16 protein-coding genes and 7 pseudogenes are annotated in these 15297 nt (G+C 40.0%); 14 read left to right on the forward strand and 9 right to left on the reverse strand.

The features are described 5' to 3' along the window. Positions 1–95: 95 nt before the first annotated feature. Both msrA and msrB read left to right on the forward strand, forming a co-directional pair. Positions 96–629 (forward strand): peptide-methionine (S)-S-oxide reductase MsrA, encoded by a 534-nt coding sequence (msrA, locus tag ACQE26_RS13635; protein WP_047474523.1) that lies wholly within the window; start codon positions 96–98, stop codon positions 627–629. A gap of 1 nt (position 630) precedes the next feature. Then, positions 631–1065, forward strand: a complete 435-nt coding sequence (msrB, locus tag ACQE26_RS13640; protein ID WP_060962507.1) for a peptide-methionine (R)-S-oxide reductase MsrB — start codon at positions 631–633, stop codon at positions 1063–1065. A 40-nt stretch (positions 1066–1105) separates the two neighbouring features. Here msrB and ACQE26_RS13645 read toward each other — a convergent pair. Continuing rightward, a pseudogene (locus ACQE26_RS13645) lies at positions 1106–1726 on the reverse strand (polysaccharide biosynthesis protein); the annotation flags it as partial. Beyond that, a pseudogene (gene sprA / locus ACQE26_RS13650) lies at positions 1702–3386 on the reverse strand (serine-type integrase SprA). The pseudogenes ACQE26_RS13645 and sprA, both read right to left, overlap by 25 nt. 253 nt (positions 3387–3639) lie before the next feature. On the opposite strand from sprA, the pseudogene ACQE26_RS13655 reads away from it, so the two are divergent. Continuing rightward, a pseudogene (locus tag ACQE26_RS13655) lies at positions 3640–3735 on the forward strand (SMI1/KNR4 family protein); the annotation flags it as partial. Between the two features lie 101 nt (positions 3736–3836). Further along, positions 3837–4317: pseudogene (locus tag ACQE26_RS13660) on the forward strand (YoqH family protein). A 222-nt stretch (positions 4318–4539) separates the two neighbouring features. Here ACQE26_RS13660 and ACQE26_RS13665 read toward each other — a convergent pair. The 3 genes from ACQE26_RS13665 to ACQE26_RS13675 form a co-directional block, all read right to left on the reverse strand. Beyond that, entirely contained in the window at positions 4540–4914 is a 375-nt protein-coding gene (locus tag ACQE26_RS13665; RefSeq protein ID WP_500469755.1) for a YoqO family protein, read from the reverse strand. 937 nt (positions 4915–5851) lie between these two features. After that, complete coding sequence (locus ACQE26_RS13670; protein WP_500469757.1) at positions 5852–6373, reverse strand: hypothetical protein; 522 nt, start codon at positions 6371–6373, stop codon at positions 5852–5854. Between the two features lie 74 nt (positions 6374–6447). Next, on the reverse strand, positions 6448–6876 hold the full coding sequence (locus ACQE26_RS13675) for a YqxI family protein (protein WP_016936660.1): 429 nt from the start codon (positions 6874–6876) through the stop codon (positions 6448–6450). Between the two features lie 289 nt (positions 6877–7165). Between ACQE26_RS13675 and ACQE26_RS13680 the strand changes: the two genes are divergently transcribed. Further along, positions 7166–7402, forward strand: a complete 237-nt coding sequence (locus ACQE26_RS13680; RefSeq protein WP_500469759.1) for a hypothetical protein — start codon at positions 7166–7168, stop codon at positions 7400–7402. 146 nt (positions 7403–7548) lie between these two features. Here the strand turns inward: ACQE26_RS13680 and ACQE26_RS13685 are convergent, their stop codons facing one another. Continuing rightward, a complete protein-coding gene (locus ACQE26_RS13685) occupies positions 7549–7785 on the reverse strand; it encodes a hypothetical protein (RefSeq protein WP_500469761.1) in 237 nt (78 codons plus the stop codon). A gap of 73 nt (positions 7786–7858) precedes the next feature. On the opposite strand from ACQE26_RS13685, the pseudogene ACQE26_RS13690 reads away from it, so the two are divergent. The 3 genes and pseudogenes from ACQE26_RS13690 to sprB all read left to right on the forward strand — a co-directional run. Further along, positions 7859–7963 (forward strand): annotated as a pseudogene (locus ACQE26_RS13690) (hypothetical protein); the annotation flags it as partial. A gap of 154 nt (positions 7964–8117) precedes the next feature. Next, positions 8118–8276, forward strand: a pseudogene (locus tag ACQE26_RS13695) (hypothetical protein); the annotation flags it as partial. A gap of 2 nt (positions 8277–8278) precedes the next feature. After that, positions 8279–8455, forward strand: a complete 177-nt coding sequence (gene sprB, locus ACQE26_RS13700; RefSeq protein WP_101605453.1) for a recombination directionality factor SprB — start codon at positions 8279–8281, stop codon at positions 8453–8455. A 33-nt stretch (positions 8456–8488) separates the two neighbouring features. Here sprB and ACQE26_RS13705 read toward each other — a convergent pair whose 3' ends face one another. Continuing rightward, the gene (locus ACQE26_RS13705; RefSeq protein ID WP_016936656.1) at positions 8489–8914 is read right to left on the reverse strand and encodes an SDR family NAD(P)-dependent oxidoreductase; all 426 of its coding nucleotides are present in this window, start codon (positions 8912–8914) and stop codon (positions 8489–8491) included. A 319-nt stretch (positions 8915–9233) separates the two neighbouring features. Between ACQE26_RS13705 and phyC the strand changes: the two genes are divergently transcribed. After that, positions 9234–10385, forward strand: coding sequence for a 3-phytase (phyC, locus tag ACQE26_RS13710; RefSeq protein WP_500469763.1), 1152 nt, complete (start codon positions 9234–9236; stop codon positions 10383–10385). Between the two features lie 49 nt (positions 10386–10434). On the opposite strand, the gene ACQE26_RS13715 is transcribed toward phyC, so the two are convergent. Both ACQE26_RS13715 and ACQE26_RS13720 read right to left on the reverse strand, forming a co-directional pair. After that, a complete protein-coding gene (locus tag ACQE26_RS13715; protein WP_500469765.1) occupies positions 10435–11391 on the reverse strand; it encodes a CgeB family protein in 957 nt (318 codons plus the stop codon). Between the two features lie 6 nt (positions 11392–11397). Then, complete coding sequence (locus ACQE26_RS13720) at positions 11398–11829, reverse strand: hypothetical protein (RefSeq protein ID WP_438420079.1); 432 nt, start codon at positions 11827–11829, stop codon at positions 11398–11400. A gap of 208 nt (positions 11830–12037) precedes the next feature. Here ACQE26_RS13720 and cgeC point away from each other — a divergent pair, with 208 nt between their 5' ends. The 5 genes and pseudogenes from cgeC (at position 12038) to ACQE26_RS13745 (ending at position 15279) form a co-directional block, all read left to right on the forward strand. Beyond that, on the forward strand, positions 12038–12337 hold the full coding sequence (cgeC, locus tag ACQE26_RS13725) for a spore maturation protein CgeC (protein WP_500469768.1): 300 nt from the start codon (positions 12038–12040) through the stop codon (positions 12335–12337). Between the two features lie 63 nt (positions 12338–12400). After that, positions 12401–13672: a glycosyltransferase family 2 protein gene (locus ACQE26_RS13730; protein WP_438420078.1), complete on the forward strand. Its 1272-nt coding sequence runs from the start codon at positions 12401–12403 to the stop codon at positions 13670–13672. Between the two features lie 38 nt (positions 13673–13710). Further along, positions 13711–14490 carry a GNAT family N-acetyltransferase gene (locus tag ACQE26_RS13735; protein WP_438420077.1) on the forward strand — a complete coding sequence of 260 codons (780 nt, stop codon included), beginning with the start codon at positions 13711–13713 and terminating at the stop codon, positions 14488–14490. Between the two features lie 76 nt (positions 14491–14566). Then, complete coding sequence (locus ACQE26_RS13740) at positions 14567–14704, forward strand: YjcZ family sporulation protein (RefSeq protein WP_016936649.1); 138 nt, start codon at positions 14567–14569, stop codon at positions 14702–14704. 129 nt (positions 14705–14833) lie between these two features. After that, positions 14834–15279: pseudogene (locus tag ACQE26_RS13745) on the forward strand (AraC family transcriptional regulator). Positions 15280–15297 lie beyond the last annotated feature (18 nt).

A 15297-nucleotide genomic window follows, 5' to 3' on the forward strand; every position in this document is an offset into this window, starting at 1 on the left:
TTCATTTAGCTTCCCCTGAAAGCAGAATTATTTTTATTCTGTTTATACATGCTATAATATAATAATACCACGTATGAACAAAGGAGGGCACCCGTATGTCAGAAAAAAAAGAAATCGCCACATTTGCAGGCGGCTGTTTTTGGTGCATGGTGAAGCCGTTTGACGAACAGCCCGGAATTGAAAGAGTGGTGTCCGGTTATACAGGAGGCCATACTGAGAATCCGACTTACGAAGAAGTGTGCAGTGAAACGACCGGTCACAGGGAAGCCGTTCAAATCACATTTCAACCAGACATTTTCCCGTATGAAAAGCTTGTTGAGCTGTTTTGGCAGCAGATCGACCCGACTGACGCAGGCGGCCAGTTTGCGGACCGCGGAAGTTCATATCGAGCGGCGATTTATTACCATAATGATGAACAAAAAGAGATTGCTGAAGCCTCAAAAAAACAGCTTGAAGACAGCGGCATTTTTAAAAAGCCGATCGTGACAGACATTTTAAAGGCTGAGCCTTTTTATGAAGCGGAAGGCTATCATCAGCATTTTTATAAGAAAAATCCTGATCACTACGGGCGCTACCGTGTAGGCTCCGGACGTCAAGGATTTCTGGATGAACATTGGAGGGACAGATAGGATGGCTCTAAATAAAGAAGAAAAAATCAAATCATTAAACCGCATGCAATACGAAGTCACGCAAAACAACGGAACAGAGCCGCCATTTCAAAATGAATTCTGGGATCACAAAGAAGAGGGGCTTTATGTTGATATCATCTCAGGAAAACCCCTGTTTACTTCTCTGGATAAATTCGATTCTCATTGCGGCTGGCCGAGTTTTACCAAACCGATTGAGGAAGAAGAGGTTGACGAAAAACTGGATACAAGCCACGGGATGATCCGGACTGAAGTGAGAAGCAAAACAGCGGACTCCCACTTGGGCCACGTATTTAATGACGGCCCGGGGCCGACCGGTCTCCGTTATTGCATTAACTCTGCGGCACTCCGTTTTATTCCGAAGGACAAGCTGAAGGAAGAAGGCTATGAAACCTATCAGCATTTATTTGAGAAATAGAGCTCAGCAATGAGGCCTGCCGATTTGGACAGGCCTTTTTCTATGCTTTTTTTTCTTCATGTAATCGTTCAATAATCTTTACGACTGTGTCTGTTGTGATGAGCGGCGCTTGATCGGATTGATATCTGGGGAGATTGACCTTCCGGAATTCAGGGTGTTTAGCGGGGTCCGGCAATATCGCGTAAAGATTGCCCCATTCATATAAAGATTCCGTTTCATGAGGAGAGGTCAGTTCTTCGTGAAGTTTCTCCCCGGGGCGTTTTCCTACTTCAACAGCGGCGGGGCGCGGCAGTCCGTGCCGGATCGCATATTCCTCAAACCCGTGAAGCAGTTCTTTAAGCCTCAGGGACTCCATTTTAAAAATAAATGTTTCTCCGCCCTTTGTAATCGCCGCAGATTGCAGGGTAAGCATTGCTGCGTCATCAATCGACATAAAAAACCTCGTCATATTTTTATCTGTAATGGTGAGCGGGCCGCCATCCATCATCTGTTCAAATAATATAGGAATAACAGAACCGCGTGAACCGAGGACATTGCCGAAGCGGACCGAACAAAACACTGTACCGCGGTTTTGAACATGATGATTTGCCTGATGAAACAGCTTCTCGGACAACAGCTTCGTAGCTCCCATTGTGTTCACCGGAGAAACGGCTTTATCGGTTTTTTAAGATATTTACTGCATGTTGAGGGACTATCAGTGACGGTGAGATCGAAAATGAAAAATTAAACCTTAGGATAGGGGTGATTTCAAACTGAGCTGGAATTGGCCCTTTTCTTTTTTGTGTCATATTCACGATAACATCTTTAAAGACCATTCTTAATAGCGCGTTCTTTTTCTCTGTGCTTGATTCAATGTGATATTGATCAATTATCTTATTTATGTTGTTTCTGACTGTATTACTGTCTATTTCTGTTTGCGCTTCCTGAGTTCCATTGACCTCATTCTTGGCAATCTGGAGTTCTTCAAATTCTTTATCCAAAACAGCTTTTCTTTTCAAAAAAAGTTCATCAGTGTAAATGCCGCTTTCATATTTCTCGAAGATAAAATTCTCTTTGTTTTTTAATTCTTGTTCTTTTTGTGAAAGATGTTCACATATTTGCTTCTTTGTTTTCACATTATTATTTCCGTCTTCGTATTTAGAAATCGTTGAAATGATATGTTTTGTTAAAGTCTTAATATCTAAGTTGTTTAAAGAAGCGAGGTAATCCATAATGGCATTTTCAACATCGTTATATCTCACATAAGTGCATTTATTCTTTTTGCAAGTGAGTGATTTAACGTGATAGACACTTTTTGTGCCGTTTTTGTTTTCTCGCGTTCGCTTAGTTTCATATTTAGATAATGGTTCACCGCACTTGGAACAAGTGCATACGCCTGCCAATTCACTTAATTCCAATGTATTTTTATTAGGCAGCAAGGGGACTTTGTTTGCAATTTTCTCTTGTGATTGTTGAAATTGTTCTTGATCTATTATGGGGGCATGTGCATCCGGTACTACAATTTGTTCCTTTTCAGGTCTAATTGTTCGTTTACCGTCTTTTGTTTTTTCTCTAACCTTATATTTAACAGTTCCGATATACGCTTCGTTTTGCAGAATTGCTTTAATTGTGTATTGATTCCAGCGCTTTTTTCCTGATGGAGTAGGTATTTGTAATTTTGTTAAGTGAGAAGCAATCGCTGTATAACTATAATCTTTTCCATTCAATCCATTTAAAAAGATGTTAAAGATGAATTGAACGACTTTTGCTTCTTCCTCGACTGGGACTAGTTTGGATGTTTTTTTGTTTAACCTGTATCCAAAAGGCGCTAGTCCGGAAATCCACTTCCCTTGCGCTGCATATGTGTATTTAGCGCCTGTCATACGCTCTCTGGTCATTTCAAATTCTTCTCTGGCCATAAATAATTCAAAACGAATCTGACGCATGTCTGCAGGATTTCGAGGGTCATAGACTTTATATGGTGTAACGATAATCAATCGCTTGCTTTGAAGAAGGTTAACAATTTGTCCCGCATCACTGTAGCTCCCGCGGCTGAGTCTTGTTAATTCTTTAACAGCAATTGCCTGGTACTTGCCTTCCTCGAGGTCCTTAAGACATTCTTTAAAAACAGGGCGACCCTCAATGCTTTCTCCTGACCCGATTTCCATTTTTAATTCATAGGGGATTTCAATCGACTTCAGTATTTTATTCATGAGTTCTTTTTGTTCAGTTAGCGTATCTTCGCCTGTTCTTTTTTCTCGCTCCATATCCTGACGAGAGCGTCTAAGATAACCTAAAATATTTGTAATGTTGTAAGAATGAACGATGTTTTTTAACTCCAAAAATCAGCACCTCCTCTTTAGTGTATTTACTGTAAAAACAGAAGTATTCGTACAATATTCTGTCTGACATTGAATACGAAAATAACCTAAGCTGTAATCTTTGAGATCCATTCTAATCGTATTCATTTTTTAATTAAACGCCGACTGTCATTAACAGGGTTTTATTGTTCATACCTTGAAATGTCAACGCATTTCATTAGTGGCAGATGAATGGGCGACAATCTTCAAATCAGTTTAAAATGGGATGATTTTATTGACTAACTTTATCCATAAGGCTATTAATGGTTTGAAAAGCCTTTTAGATGAAAAGAGAGCTATTAAATTGTTTTGTTCCGGGGGATACGTTATAACGCCAAGGCGTACAGGGAAAGCAATATACATAAGATTCAAAAGTGATGAACATTCAAGGCGGGAGTAAGGGAACTTAACAAAAAATGTGAGGGAATTTAATTGAAACGATTTATCTTGGTTATCCCCTTACTGGCTGCTGTTATTGCCTCTCCAACTCAAATGAAAGCAAGTCCAATGCCTTGTAGTGCACAGTACTCGAACCGGTGAATCAAAACAAAAAACGCCCAGGGTGGCAGTTATACTCGCCATGTGCAGCAAGAACGAATATGAGTATTCTTGCTGTCCACCTTCCTCAACCATCTTCTTATAGAAGCTACGACGGTTATGAAGGATTTGCCGCCAAAACAGGGGAAATCAGTTGGCGATTTAAACTATATCCAACCCCAAAGGAAGAGAAACTCCAGATTTCTGGAGGGGTGATTCCATATCGGCTGAAATGACAAATATTAAAGTACAAGTACGCCTTTCAAATTCTAAGACACAAAAGTTGGGGCCAAGTGTATTAACAAACAATATACAATCATGTATTAGAAATATAGAGTTCTTATCAAAGAGAGCAATGCGACTGGATCTTTTGTAAAGTGGCAAAAAGGTAATGGATCGAGAAATTTTGGTGAAAAATGAAGAAGAGTTCATTAAGATGGAGTGCAAAACACAGCGGTATAAATGATGAGGAATTAAGAATCGTTCTGAAATCAATTCATCATTGACAGAAGAGAGTCTGCAAAAGTCGATATTGCGTTTGATTATGTACATAGAAGACGGCATAAAAAGAAATGGTTAGCTAAAAAAAGGCAAAGAGTCAATGCTCTTTACCATCAGGTGTTTTCCTTAAGCGGTCTGCCATATGCTTAATTAAACTCAGCGCAGCAGTCACTAATCCAATAACTAAAACAATTTCAAGTAAAAGGATAAATCCAAAATTTAAACCGCGACTTTCAAAGTAATCACCAGTAAAAAAGAGCAATTGATAAATTCCAAGCATTAGTACAATAAAGGAAGCGCCTATAATAGCCAGAGACTTTTTAGAGAACTCCTTAGTATGTTCAAAATTATAAACCAATAAGAACAAAAATAGACAAGCCATGGCGATCTTTTGAGTCAATGAATCACTTGCTGAAAACCCTTGCACAAGTAAGGAGATAATTAACCCAGTCATTCCGATTATTTTGTTCAATATATCACCTGCTTTGTATAAGTATTTCCTTAGATGTCAGCTTACCAATTAAAGATGATATTCTCAACATAATGCAGTTTAAAGTTAACTTAAAATGTGATTCATTAAGAAAGGGGTTGAAAAGATGATTATTGCAATGGTGAGTGGGTTGAAATTGATAGACTAATAAATGGTTTCATAAGAGCCGAGTCAAATAATATTGAAATTATTGATATTAAATACAATGCAATAAATACAGGACAAACTCATAATGCAGCTGGAGCATCTAGGAAACTGAGTACTTTACCAATATGAATAAATTAAAGAGGTGCTTTATGCTGGTGACAATAAAGAAGCTGCCTTTAGCAAAGTTGATGGCACTTCAGGCAACAGACTAATAATAGATGTCGGAATCATTTATTGTTTGTAATTGAATAGCTTATCGAAGATTTACCTTGAATACAATGCATTGCCAGTTGCTTGTCCAGCAAATGTTAATTTGTTTTTCGTAAGATTTATACCACTATTTGAATTAGGAGGGTTAAGACCAAAAGCTTTAGATTTTACCTTCAGCAGAGCTAGTAAGCTTAGTTGATAACCTATAATTGTCGGTTTCAGCAGATGTGGTAGTGATAATGCTCAGAGAAAGAATGGTCACCGTGGTACAAACGATAAACTTAAACAACTTTCTCAAATTAAACACTCCTTTCTTGGGCTGCTGCAATGATTTCACCATCTAAAACAGTAGCATTGAGCATATCAAGCCTGAGAACTTTCTTGTTACTTTATTGTTGTGACCAGTATAAAGCTGGAAGGTTCAGTATGCTTGAGGAGTTGAATTGCTTAGAGAAAGCATTTTATGAAGAGGGGTTTTAATTCAATGAAGCAGACATTAAGTCTGCTTTATTGAACATTTTTCCTTTTATATATGCATTAAGTTCTCAGGGTTTGTCCGCCCTTAAGATTTTAAATTCTGGGTACGATCAGACTTATTAGGGAAAATACATTCTAACAAAAGAAAAAATAAAGTTAATCCTAATGATAGTTTAAAATTGTCGATATTCCCAATTGAACATAAGATACCCACTATATAAATAAATAAAAATCTAAACAACGAGGCGAATATAAACTTGAAAAAGTTATCTCCAATGAGGTGCCTTCCGACAGCTACAAAAATATTATCAAAAGTAAAAGAATAAACAACCATACACACACTCATAATAACTATATGATTAAATCCTATTTCTAATTCAAAGAAGCTTACAAGCACATTTGCTGACCCTGTTGCAAATAAGATTATCACCATTATAACTAAAGTAGGAATTAGTGATAAAACCAAAGCTCCTATTACTGTAGATAATAAAAATTTTTCATTTGTGTTTTTTTCTGCAGCTTCTTTCTTTTCTCCTCTGTACATAAAAATAAAAAAGACGATGAGAGATAAAAGATAAATTGATAACGTCATAAAAAGCAGATTCATGGTGATCTCTCCTTACCTAATTAAAACAAAAGAGTGAAGGTTGTAAGCCTCACTCTCTTGTTTTTAATGTATAGTTATACCAAAAAGAACACAACAACCTTCGCAATTAACTGAGCATCAGCTAATGGAATTCCGGCTTTCACTAATGCCACAGTAACAGCTGTTTCTCCGAAATTTGTAAGTTCATCTATAACGTCCGCCGCTTTGTGTCCCCACTTAGAACAAGCATCACCAGCTTTTTGAGCCCATTTATATGGGATCTTTTTAATAAGGTTTCCTAAAGCGGGACCACCAACCCTAAGTGCTTTTACTAATATTTGTTTAGCGAAAGGAATGCCTTGTGTATGTACTTCAGAATTTGAAGCTAAAGGAGCCTGTCCGCTATTTTGAACTACAGGTGCTTTTTTACTTTCTGCTGCACTTGCATAGCCAGGAGAAACAACTGATAAAGCCAGCACAGCTAATGTGAACACCATGATAAATGAAATAAGTTTTTTCTTCACTTCTTCATCCTCCTTAAATAACCATTAGTTTAATATATTTACAATATATTAAATATTTGTAATAAAGTCGATATATTCCTTGAGAATTTTCAGTTATAAAAGAAGGAACAAAAATTTTAAAAACATACTTTTGTTATTATACGAGACACAACTTTTTTAAAAAAGAACCGAAAGTCTCATTGGGGATGCTCATTTTATGCCATGGAGAAGATTCATTAAAACTGTAATTTTAACAAAAAAGAAGTTAAATATAAAAGTGGTTTGCTTTGTGATTTTGGAGCAGGAGTAAATGCAAAAGAGCTCAATCATAGTAGGACTGATACTGAAAGCAACTACCACCAACCAACCAATCAATGTACTTAAGACCGCCTCAAATATTAAGAATCCAAGTTTTTCGACAACTGCAGATGATTGGCAAGATGCCGGAACTACATACGGCAATACCAAGTTTGACAAGTATTCGACTGCTGCAGTCGTTCAAACATTAGGATTTGCATTAAATTTGCCAACAGGGGGGCAGCTCTAATGACAAAACACCATGTAACGATTTATGAAGATAAGGATCGAAAGAAAAAAATCGGGAGTGACAGCTTCATCATCACAGACAAAGGCGGCCCAAAAGTTGCTGAAATGTAAAGGACAAAAAATAATCCTCTCTTAGGTGGGGGATTATTACATGCTGTTTATTATGCTGTAAACTAATGCAACAACAAACAATGGATATGAGATAATGGCAATTAATTTTGAGGATTTACTCTTATTTTTTTCAAATGTGTATATGAGTGCAAATCCTAAAAAGAATATCGTGACAAGCCAAGAGGAATAGGCCGGGAACAATACAATAAGTAAGATAATAAGAGTGGATAACGAGAAAGAAGAGTTTAGCGTTATTTTCTGATTGTTTTCCAAATGAACCACCTCCTTACACGTATTCCCCCATATAAAAACACTTAAACATTATACTTTAAGGGAGCTTGATTAAATGATTAACATTTTAAGTAAAGAGCAAGATGAAGCAATCTGGTATTTCAAGAACAAGCTGAACATATCCTTAATAAATTTTGAACTGCTTAGAGATAAACATGAAGGAATATCATATTGAACAGAAATAATGTCTTCAAATCTTATATATTTTCCAAGGCTGAATGATACTTGGAAAGTAATTGGAAAAGACCATAGGAAAGCGGATGCCAAGAACACATTTTTGAATTACTGAGTACCGTGAACAAAGCTGCTTTCACATATTCATATGCAAAGAGATCGTTATTGAACGCTGGATAAAGAAAAAAGTAAACCATATCTATTATTTGAACAAGCTCTGCGAGGCTTTGATAAAGAAAGAACAGTCAAGAGACGAACCATTACATACATATAATACTCCTGTGAAAGCGGGGGTGTAGCTTTGGAACCTTACCAACGTTATGAGGAATTAAAGAAGAAAACAATAAAGGTTGTCCATAAAGATAATTACGGTATCCGCTATATAGATCAGGATGAAGCAAGTAATGACTTAGATGAATTTTATAAACAATTTGCTCAGCATTTATTGGAGGCTGCTTTGGAAAGGAGTGCAGAGTAAGCTTCTTTTTTTGATTTGTTTGTAGTCAGTATCTTAATAAACGGCTTTATCGGTACTGATATTAATCACATGCGCCACCTCTTGCAGCAAAGCGGCTTCTGCGACATTTTGTCCGCCGATAAGGTTGGTTTGAATGGCTTCAAACGGATGATCCTCACAAGTCGGAACCTGCTTCAGCGCAGCGGCGTGAAAGACAATATCAACACCTTTCATCACTTGGTTTACTCTTCTGTAGTCACGTACATCGCCGAGCACAAATGACAGTCTTTGTTCATCCGCGTATTTTTGTTTCATCACATATTGTTTGCTGTCATCTTTGCTGAATACAATGACTTCTTTAGGCGTTAAGAGCAAAAGGCGTTTAACAATTTGGCTTCCGATTGACCCTGTCCCGCCGGTGACGAGAACAGTTTTATCGTGAAAAAATGGTTTTAGCTCTACTGCTTGCTGTTTAGGCATGGCTTATCCTCCAACTCTCGTTTCTCTACCATGCATCATATGTTGAACAATTTCAGCGAGTTAATGAAAGCAACCAATAAATCAAAAATTAGAGGAAATCATTAATCTGATGCGCTTTCATTTCGCTTGATCCGATTAATAGAAAAAGAATTACTAACAAATCATTGTACTAAATATTCACTAGTAATTCTGCTCCCGTCTTTTTTTCTTCTCTCACCACGAATTTTCACTTTCTTACATTTTTCACAGAAACTTAACACTGATGGTTCTGTATGTATTTTACAATTGAAGTGCAGGTTTAAAAAAAGGAGGAAGTAAAATGAATCATTCAAAAACACTTTTGTTAACCGCGGCCGCCGGACTGATGCTCACATGCGGTGCCGTTTCTTCTCAGGCCAAGCATAAGCTGTCTGATCCTTATCATTTTACCGTCAATGCGGCGGCGGAAACGGAACCTGTTGATACAGCCGGTGATGCGGCGGACGATCCTGCGATTTGGCTGGACCCCAAAACTCCTCAGAACAGCAAATTGATTACGACCAATAAAAAATCAGGCTTAGTCGTTTACAGTCTCGATGGTAAGATGCTTCATTCCTATAATACCGGGAAACTGAACAATGTTGATATCCGCTATGATTTTCAGTTGAACGGAAAAAAAGTTGATATTGCGGCAGCATCCAACCGGTCTGAAGGGAAAAATACAGTTGAGATCTACGCCATTGACGGAAAGAACGGCACATTGCAAAGCATTACAGATCCAAAAAATCCAATTGCATCAGCAATTGATGAAGTATACGGTTTCAGCTTGTACCACAGTCAAAAAACGGGAAAATATTACGCGATGGTGACAGGAAAAGAGGGCGAATTTGAGCAATATGAATTAAAGGCGGACAAAAATGGATACATATCCGGCAAGAAGGTAAGGGCATTTAAAATGAATTCTCAGACGGAAGGGATGGCAGCAGACGATGAATACGGCAGTCTTTATATCGCGGAAGAAGATGAAGCCATTTGGAAGTTCAGCGCCGAACCGGACGGCGGCAGTAACGGAACGGTTATCGACCGAGCCGACGGCAGGCATTTAACGCCTGACATTGAAGGATTGACGATTTACTACGCTGCTGATGGTAAAGGCTATCTGCTGGCATCAAGTCAGGGAAACAGCAGCTATGCCATTTATGACAGACAAGGACAGAACAAATATGTGGCGGATTTTCGCATTACAGACGGGCCTGAAACAGACGGCACAAGCGATACGGACGGAATTGACGTTCTGGGCTTCGGGCTTGGGCCAAAATATCCGTTCGGTCTTTTTGTCGCACAGGATGGGGAAAATATAGATCACGGTCAAAAGGCAAATCAAAATTTTAAAATAGTGCCATGGGAAAGAATTGCTGATAAAATCGGCTTCCGCCCGCATGTTAATAAACAGGTTGACCCGCGAAAACTGACCGACAGAAGCGGAAAATAAACATACAAAAAGCAGCTTGGATAAGCTGCTTTTTCATGTGAAGAGCGTTTCATGAGAAAGTATCGGAGCGAATAGCCGTAAGCACGGCCGGAAGTTGGTCATACGTGTAAGCCGGCACTGTCTCTTGATAATTAAGCGCCGCAATTCGTTCACGTTCAGTTGGGTTTGTCATATAAAAATGGATCTTATCCGCAAAATCCGCAAGCCCGCTGTAAGAAACAAAGGATGAAAAAGGGGGCGCGGGAGATAGATCTGTCAGCTGAAATGTCTGACAGGCCGCAATGTCAAAGCTTCTCGTATTTAAACTGATATTTTGGATGCCGCGTCCATTCTGATTGAGCGCAAACCGGTAAGAACGGTGCGGGTTTAAGACCACGTCTGCGCTGTTGTAATACAATGCGGCATGTTCAGGTTCAATCCATTCATCCATTATGAGCACATTTTTCTGTCTGGCGATTGTTTTAGGCAGATGTCTGCGCCATCCCTTCCCGATGATACGAAGCGTATACGGAAGCTTCGCCGCTGCTTTCACGAGCTCAACGCGATTCGGATACGGATATCCGATCAGAAGCAGATTGGTGTGAAGAGAAGCGTCAGGCGCTTGTTTCGTAAAAATCCGCTGATTAACGGGAATCGGGACATAATATACGTGCTGTAAGCCCATTTGCCGGTAAGCATCAATAGCGTTTTGTTCTATGGTCAAAACAGCATCGGCGAGCGGGGCGATTTTCGCGCTCACATCAAAATAAAAAGGGTCCTCCGTCAGCCATAGATAGACGGGAATCTGCTCTGTTCTCAGCCATTGAAGCCATTCTGACGGAATACGGTCGCCCGCCATCATCAGACTGATGTCGGGTTTGAATGCCCGTATGCTGCTGATTGTATCTTCCTGAAGCTCAGAAACAGAAAAAAAGCGGACGGAAGACTGTAAAAAACCTTCCTCGATCCAGCGGTCAAAATACGTGTAAATGCCTTTATATCCTGAACGGATATATAGAACGTTCATCTGCTGTTACGAAGTGAAGGTGACACTTTCGACTTTGTCAACGTCAAGCAATGTTGTAGCAGAGCCTGCCGGTGTAACGGAATTTTCCTGCGTAACATAAACAATTCCGTGAACTTCGTCAAAGAAAACAAATTGAACCGGACCGATCATGTCTCCTGAATCCATCACAATGCTGATAACAGTGCCGGGCTGAACTCTCGCAAAAATCCATCTCGCCGCTAATGAAATGCCGCTTCCTAAAACAGATTGAGCGCTGAGACTGTCTTGCGCAGCTGCTTCATCCACTTTTGCATCAATTGCAGATTCTAATAAATCTTTTATATTGTTTTCCACGTTATCTCCTCCATCTGTGCCGCTAGATATAGCGCTGTTGTCAAATATAGGGTTCAAAAGAGTTTTCAATAGCTTCTTTTTAAGCTCTAAACGATCCTCGCTCATGGGATCATACACCTCCTTTAACGATTTCAACCTCACGTTTATTCATATTCCTGATTGATGTGATTGGTATAAGTCGAATGCCGTTTTGCCGTATTTTTTTCATATTTAATAAAATCGCTGAATTTAGAATCAGGCTTTATCTGTCTATGCAGATTGCAAGCGTGCGACATACGTTGTATAGATGAAAAAAAGAAGGAGAGGAATTATTTTGGATTCAGAAGAAACTGTAAAACACGGGAGTTTTGATGAGGAATTTCATCTTTTACTGCTGCTTCTTCTTTTGGTATCGCGTCAGCCGTCCGGAGATCAATCAGATTTGCGGCGTCAGCTTGTGATGGCAAAAGAGCTTGGAGTTCCTGTTTCACGTGTCAATCTGGTTAACGGCAGCACATTACAGAACGTGATTGTCAAAGAAGTGCTGTCAGATTTGGCCGTTTTTCAAAATCCTCTCAATAATACGAGATCAAATGTGGCGATTTCAAGCATCGTCAGCTGGGGTGCTTTTTAATACCAGATATCAGGCTCTGTCATTTTCGGAGCCGTTTTTTATGTGTTCAGAAGGGGTGATGGGATGGAAAAGAAGATCTCAATTATCTTAACGAGTTACAACAAACCGGATCTCGTGAAACAGGCGATTGAAAGTGTGTTGCAACAGACCTACAGCAATTGGGAGCTGTTTGTAATGGATGATCATTCAAATGAAGAAACCTCGGCGGCCATCAGTACGTATATAAAAGATCACCGCATATACTATTACAACAGTTTTATCAATCCGGCTGAACGGCTGAAATCGACCCGGTATGCCGTTTTGATTAATGATGCGCTTTCACGGATTAAAGGTGAATACGTCACTTATCTGACGGATGACACCGTATATCATCCGGATAGACTCAGCCGCATGGCGGAAACGCTTAATCAATGCACCGAATTTGATGCCGTCTATTCCAGTCAGAAGGTGGTGCATGTAAACGAGCGCGGAACAGAGCAATTCCACTTTTATCGTTTTGCTGATGACGTGCTTGACCAGGCTGCTTTTATCGTTGATCACTGTTCAGTGATGCACAGGAAGTCATTGCTTCGGCGTGTGAAGGAGAAGTACGGCAGTTTTTGGGACGAAGATGTCATGCATTGGAATCACGGAGACTCTGTTTTTTGGAGCAGGCTCAACACATTTACATCATTTCTGCCGATAAAAGAAGTGTTGGATACGACCTATAAAACACCCCACTCATTCCAGAACACGTATCAATCGCTTCCGTCAGAGCTGGTTGACGGGTCTTTTGTAAAGGGGACGGATCAGAAAGTATACCAGCTTGACCGGAATAAAAGAAAGCTTGTCAATGAGCGCTGGCGACCGCTATATGAAGGAAGAGCCGTCGTCATTCCGGATCCTTTTTTATTTCAATACGAGGAAGAGAACGCTGCCGGTATTCCGAATTTTCAGCTCGTCACGGATCAGTGTCATATCTATTTTGTAGAAGACGGAACGAAAAGGCTGATTGATCTTAATGCCTTACGCTTTTACCAATTTAAACGCCGCGGCATCCTGGCTTTAGAACAGGATGAAATCCAAGCGCTGCCGGACGGTCCGCCGATCAGATGGGAGAGATCGGGCTGTGTTCAGCATCTTCCCGGAAGAATGCTGTTTCGCATTGAACGTGAATTTTATGTTTATTTGAGAGGGGTTCTCCATCCGATCAGTCAGGATGTAGTGAAACGCTTTTTTGCAAATCAGAAGGCGCTACCCATTTCCTTTCAGCAAATTAAACAATTACCAATTGGAAAGCCGTTCTATCCGATGTACGATGAAATTATAAGAAATCTCAATATAACAAAAGGATGAGAGATGCAGTTGGATGTGTAAGGAAAAGGAGAGCTTTTATGACCGATCAATTTGCTAAAACCGAGAAACAATATATTGAGCTTACTTCCGGCATGCAGAGGTTCGAGCATTACAGTGTGTATAGAGACCCTTTGCTGCCGCAGATTTTTTCACATAACTTTGTTCAGCTGCACCGTACATTTCCGTTAGACGGACTGCTTCCGTTTTTTGCGTCTGTTCCGAACATGCTTCAAACCAATTATATTCATGTGAAAGCGTCACCGGAGCACACATTTCCGCTTCTTCTGAAACAAACATTGGTAAAGCAGGGATACGTAGTGGAGGATGAACTGTTTTTCGCAAGGAAGCTGGAAAATGGGGACCGGCAGGCCGGACATCCTCTCACCGCTTGGGGAACGGACAAAAGTCTTGCTGACGGGTCATCTATTATGAACATTTATGATGCCCTTTACATTGGCGAGGCGGCGGCCGAACAAAAGCTTGAGCGGAAATATCCTTTGTATAAGGACGGGACGGTTTTGCTTGTTGTGTGTTACAGCGATGCCTCCAGAACGATTCCGATCGGCTGCGGAGAGCTTTTCATCAACAAAGCGGATAAAACCGCCAAAATTGAAGAAGTTGCCATTCTGGATCAATTTCAGCGGAAAGGCTACGGAACGATATTGATGAACGAGCTGATGGCTGCGGCAAAGCTGAACGGCATGGAAACCGTATACCTTGTGGCGTCCGGGATGGACGGTGTAAACCGCTTTTATGAGAAACTCGGCTTCAAAAGATTTCGGCGTGTGCATACAATTTTTCATTATTTTCTTACATAGATGGGCATTCGCATAAAACAATTGGGAATTGGCCCGCATACAATGCCGTATATCGTAAGAAGAAAGGGTGATTCGTATGTACGGATACGGATATGGGGGATGCGGCAGTTATGGCTTTGGATACGGCGGCTGCGGAGGCGGAACCAGTACATTCGTGCTGATCGTGGTATTGTTTATTTTATTAATCATCGTCGGTGCGGCTTTTATTTGTTAGACTGAAAAAATCCTATAATGAAAATCAGCCTGCAGAGAACATCACTTCCTGCAGGCTTTTTGTTATGTTCAAAGTCAGCTTGAAAAACATTTTAATACATATTACCTTTCTGAAGAAGGGGGCGAAAATGTGAAAATAACAATTGAAGAATTGCCTGAATCAAGAATTGCTTATTTCCGAAACGTCGGGGAGTATGGCGGAAAGCAAAATAAAGAACTTATGGAGTCTTTTAAAAATTGGGCGCAATTGAATGGCCTGCTTGATCATTCTGTCATTTTAGGAATTCGCAAGATCATCCGAATCGTACGCCTAAAGAGAAATGCCGCTATGATGTTTGTGCTGTTATTCATCTAGATCATGTGCCTGAACCAGCTCGGATCGGTACATTTTCCGGAGGCAGGTACGCTGTTTTCTTGCTTGATCATACGAAAGAGGCAGTCAGTGGATTTTGGAAAACTGTTTTTTCAGAGATCGAAAAAAATAATCTAATCGTAAGAGATCAGCCCATTATCGAAAGGTACACCTTACAAAAGGTGAATGATCATTTGTGTGAAATATTGGTTCCCATACAGTAAAGAAGACGGGAATTTTCC

Source organism: Bacillus sp. 5RYD7K (genome assembly GCF_059831465.1).

Bases quoted from the DNA above. Each gene is read 5' to 3' on its own strand.
- ACQE26_RS13715 (WP_500469765.1), bottom strand. From the start codon at position 11,391: ATGAACGTTCTATATATCCGTTCAGGATATAAAGGCATTTACACGTAT.
- ACQE26_RS13670 (WP_500469757.1), bottom strand. From the start codon at position 6,373: ATGAATCTGCTTTTTATGACGTTATCAATTTATCTTTTATCTCTCATC.
- msrA (WP_047474523.1), top strand. From the start codon at position 96: ATGTCAGAAAAAAAAGAAATCGCCACATTTGCAGGCGGCTGTTTTTGG.
- phyC (WP_500469763.1), top strand. From the start codon at position 9,234: ATGAATCATTCAAAAACACTTTTGTTAACCGCGGCCGCCGGACTGATG.
- ACQE26_RS13680 (WP_500469759.1), top strand. From the start codon at position 7,166: ATGCAAAAGAGCTCAATCATAGTAGGACTGATACTGAAAGCAACTACC.
- ACQE26_RS13720 (WP_438420079.1), bottom strand. From the start codon at position 11,829: ATGAGCGAGGATCGTTTAGAGCTTAAAAAGAAGCTATTGAAAACTCTT.
- msrB (WP_060962507.1), top strand. From the start codon at position 631: ATGGCTCTAAATAAAGAAGAAAAAATCAAATCATTAAACCGCATGCAA.
- ACQE26_RS13705 (WP_016936656.1), bottom strand. From the start codon at position 8,914: ATGCCTAAACAGCAAGCAGTAGAGCTAAAACCATTTTTTCACGATAAA.
- ACQE26_RS13730 (WP_438420078.1), top strand. From the start codon at position 12,401: ATGGAAAAGAAGATCTCAATTATCTTAACGAGTTACAACAAACCGGAT.
- ACQE26_RS13740 (WP_016936649.1), top strand. From the start codon at position 14,567: ATGTACGGATACGGATATGGGGGATGCGGCAGTTATGGCTTTGGATAC.
- ACQE26_RS13735 (WP_438420077.1), top strand. From the start codon at position 13,711: ATGACCGATCAATTTGCTAAAACCGAGAAACAATATATTGAGCTTACT.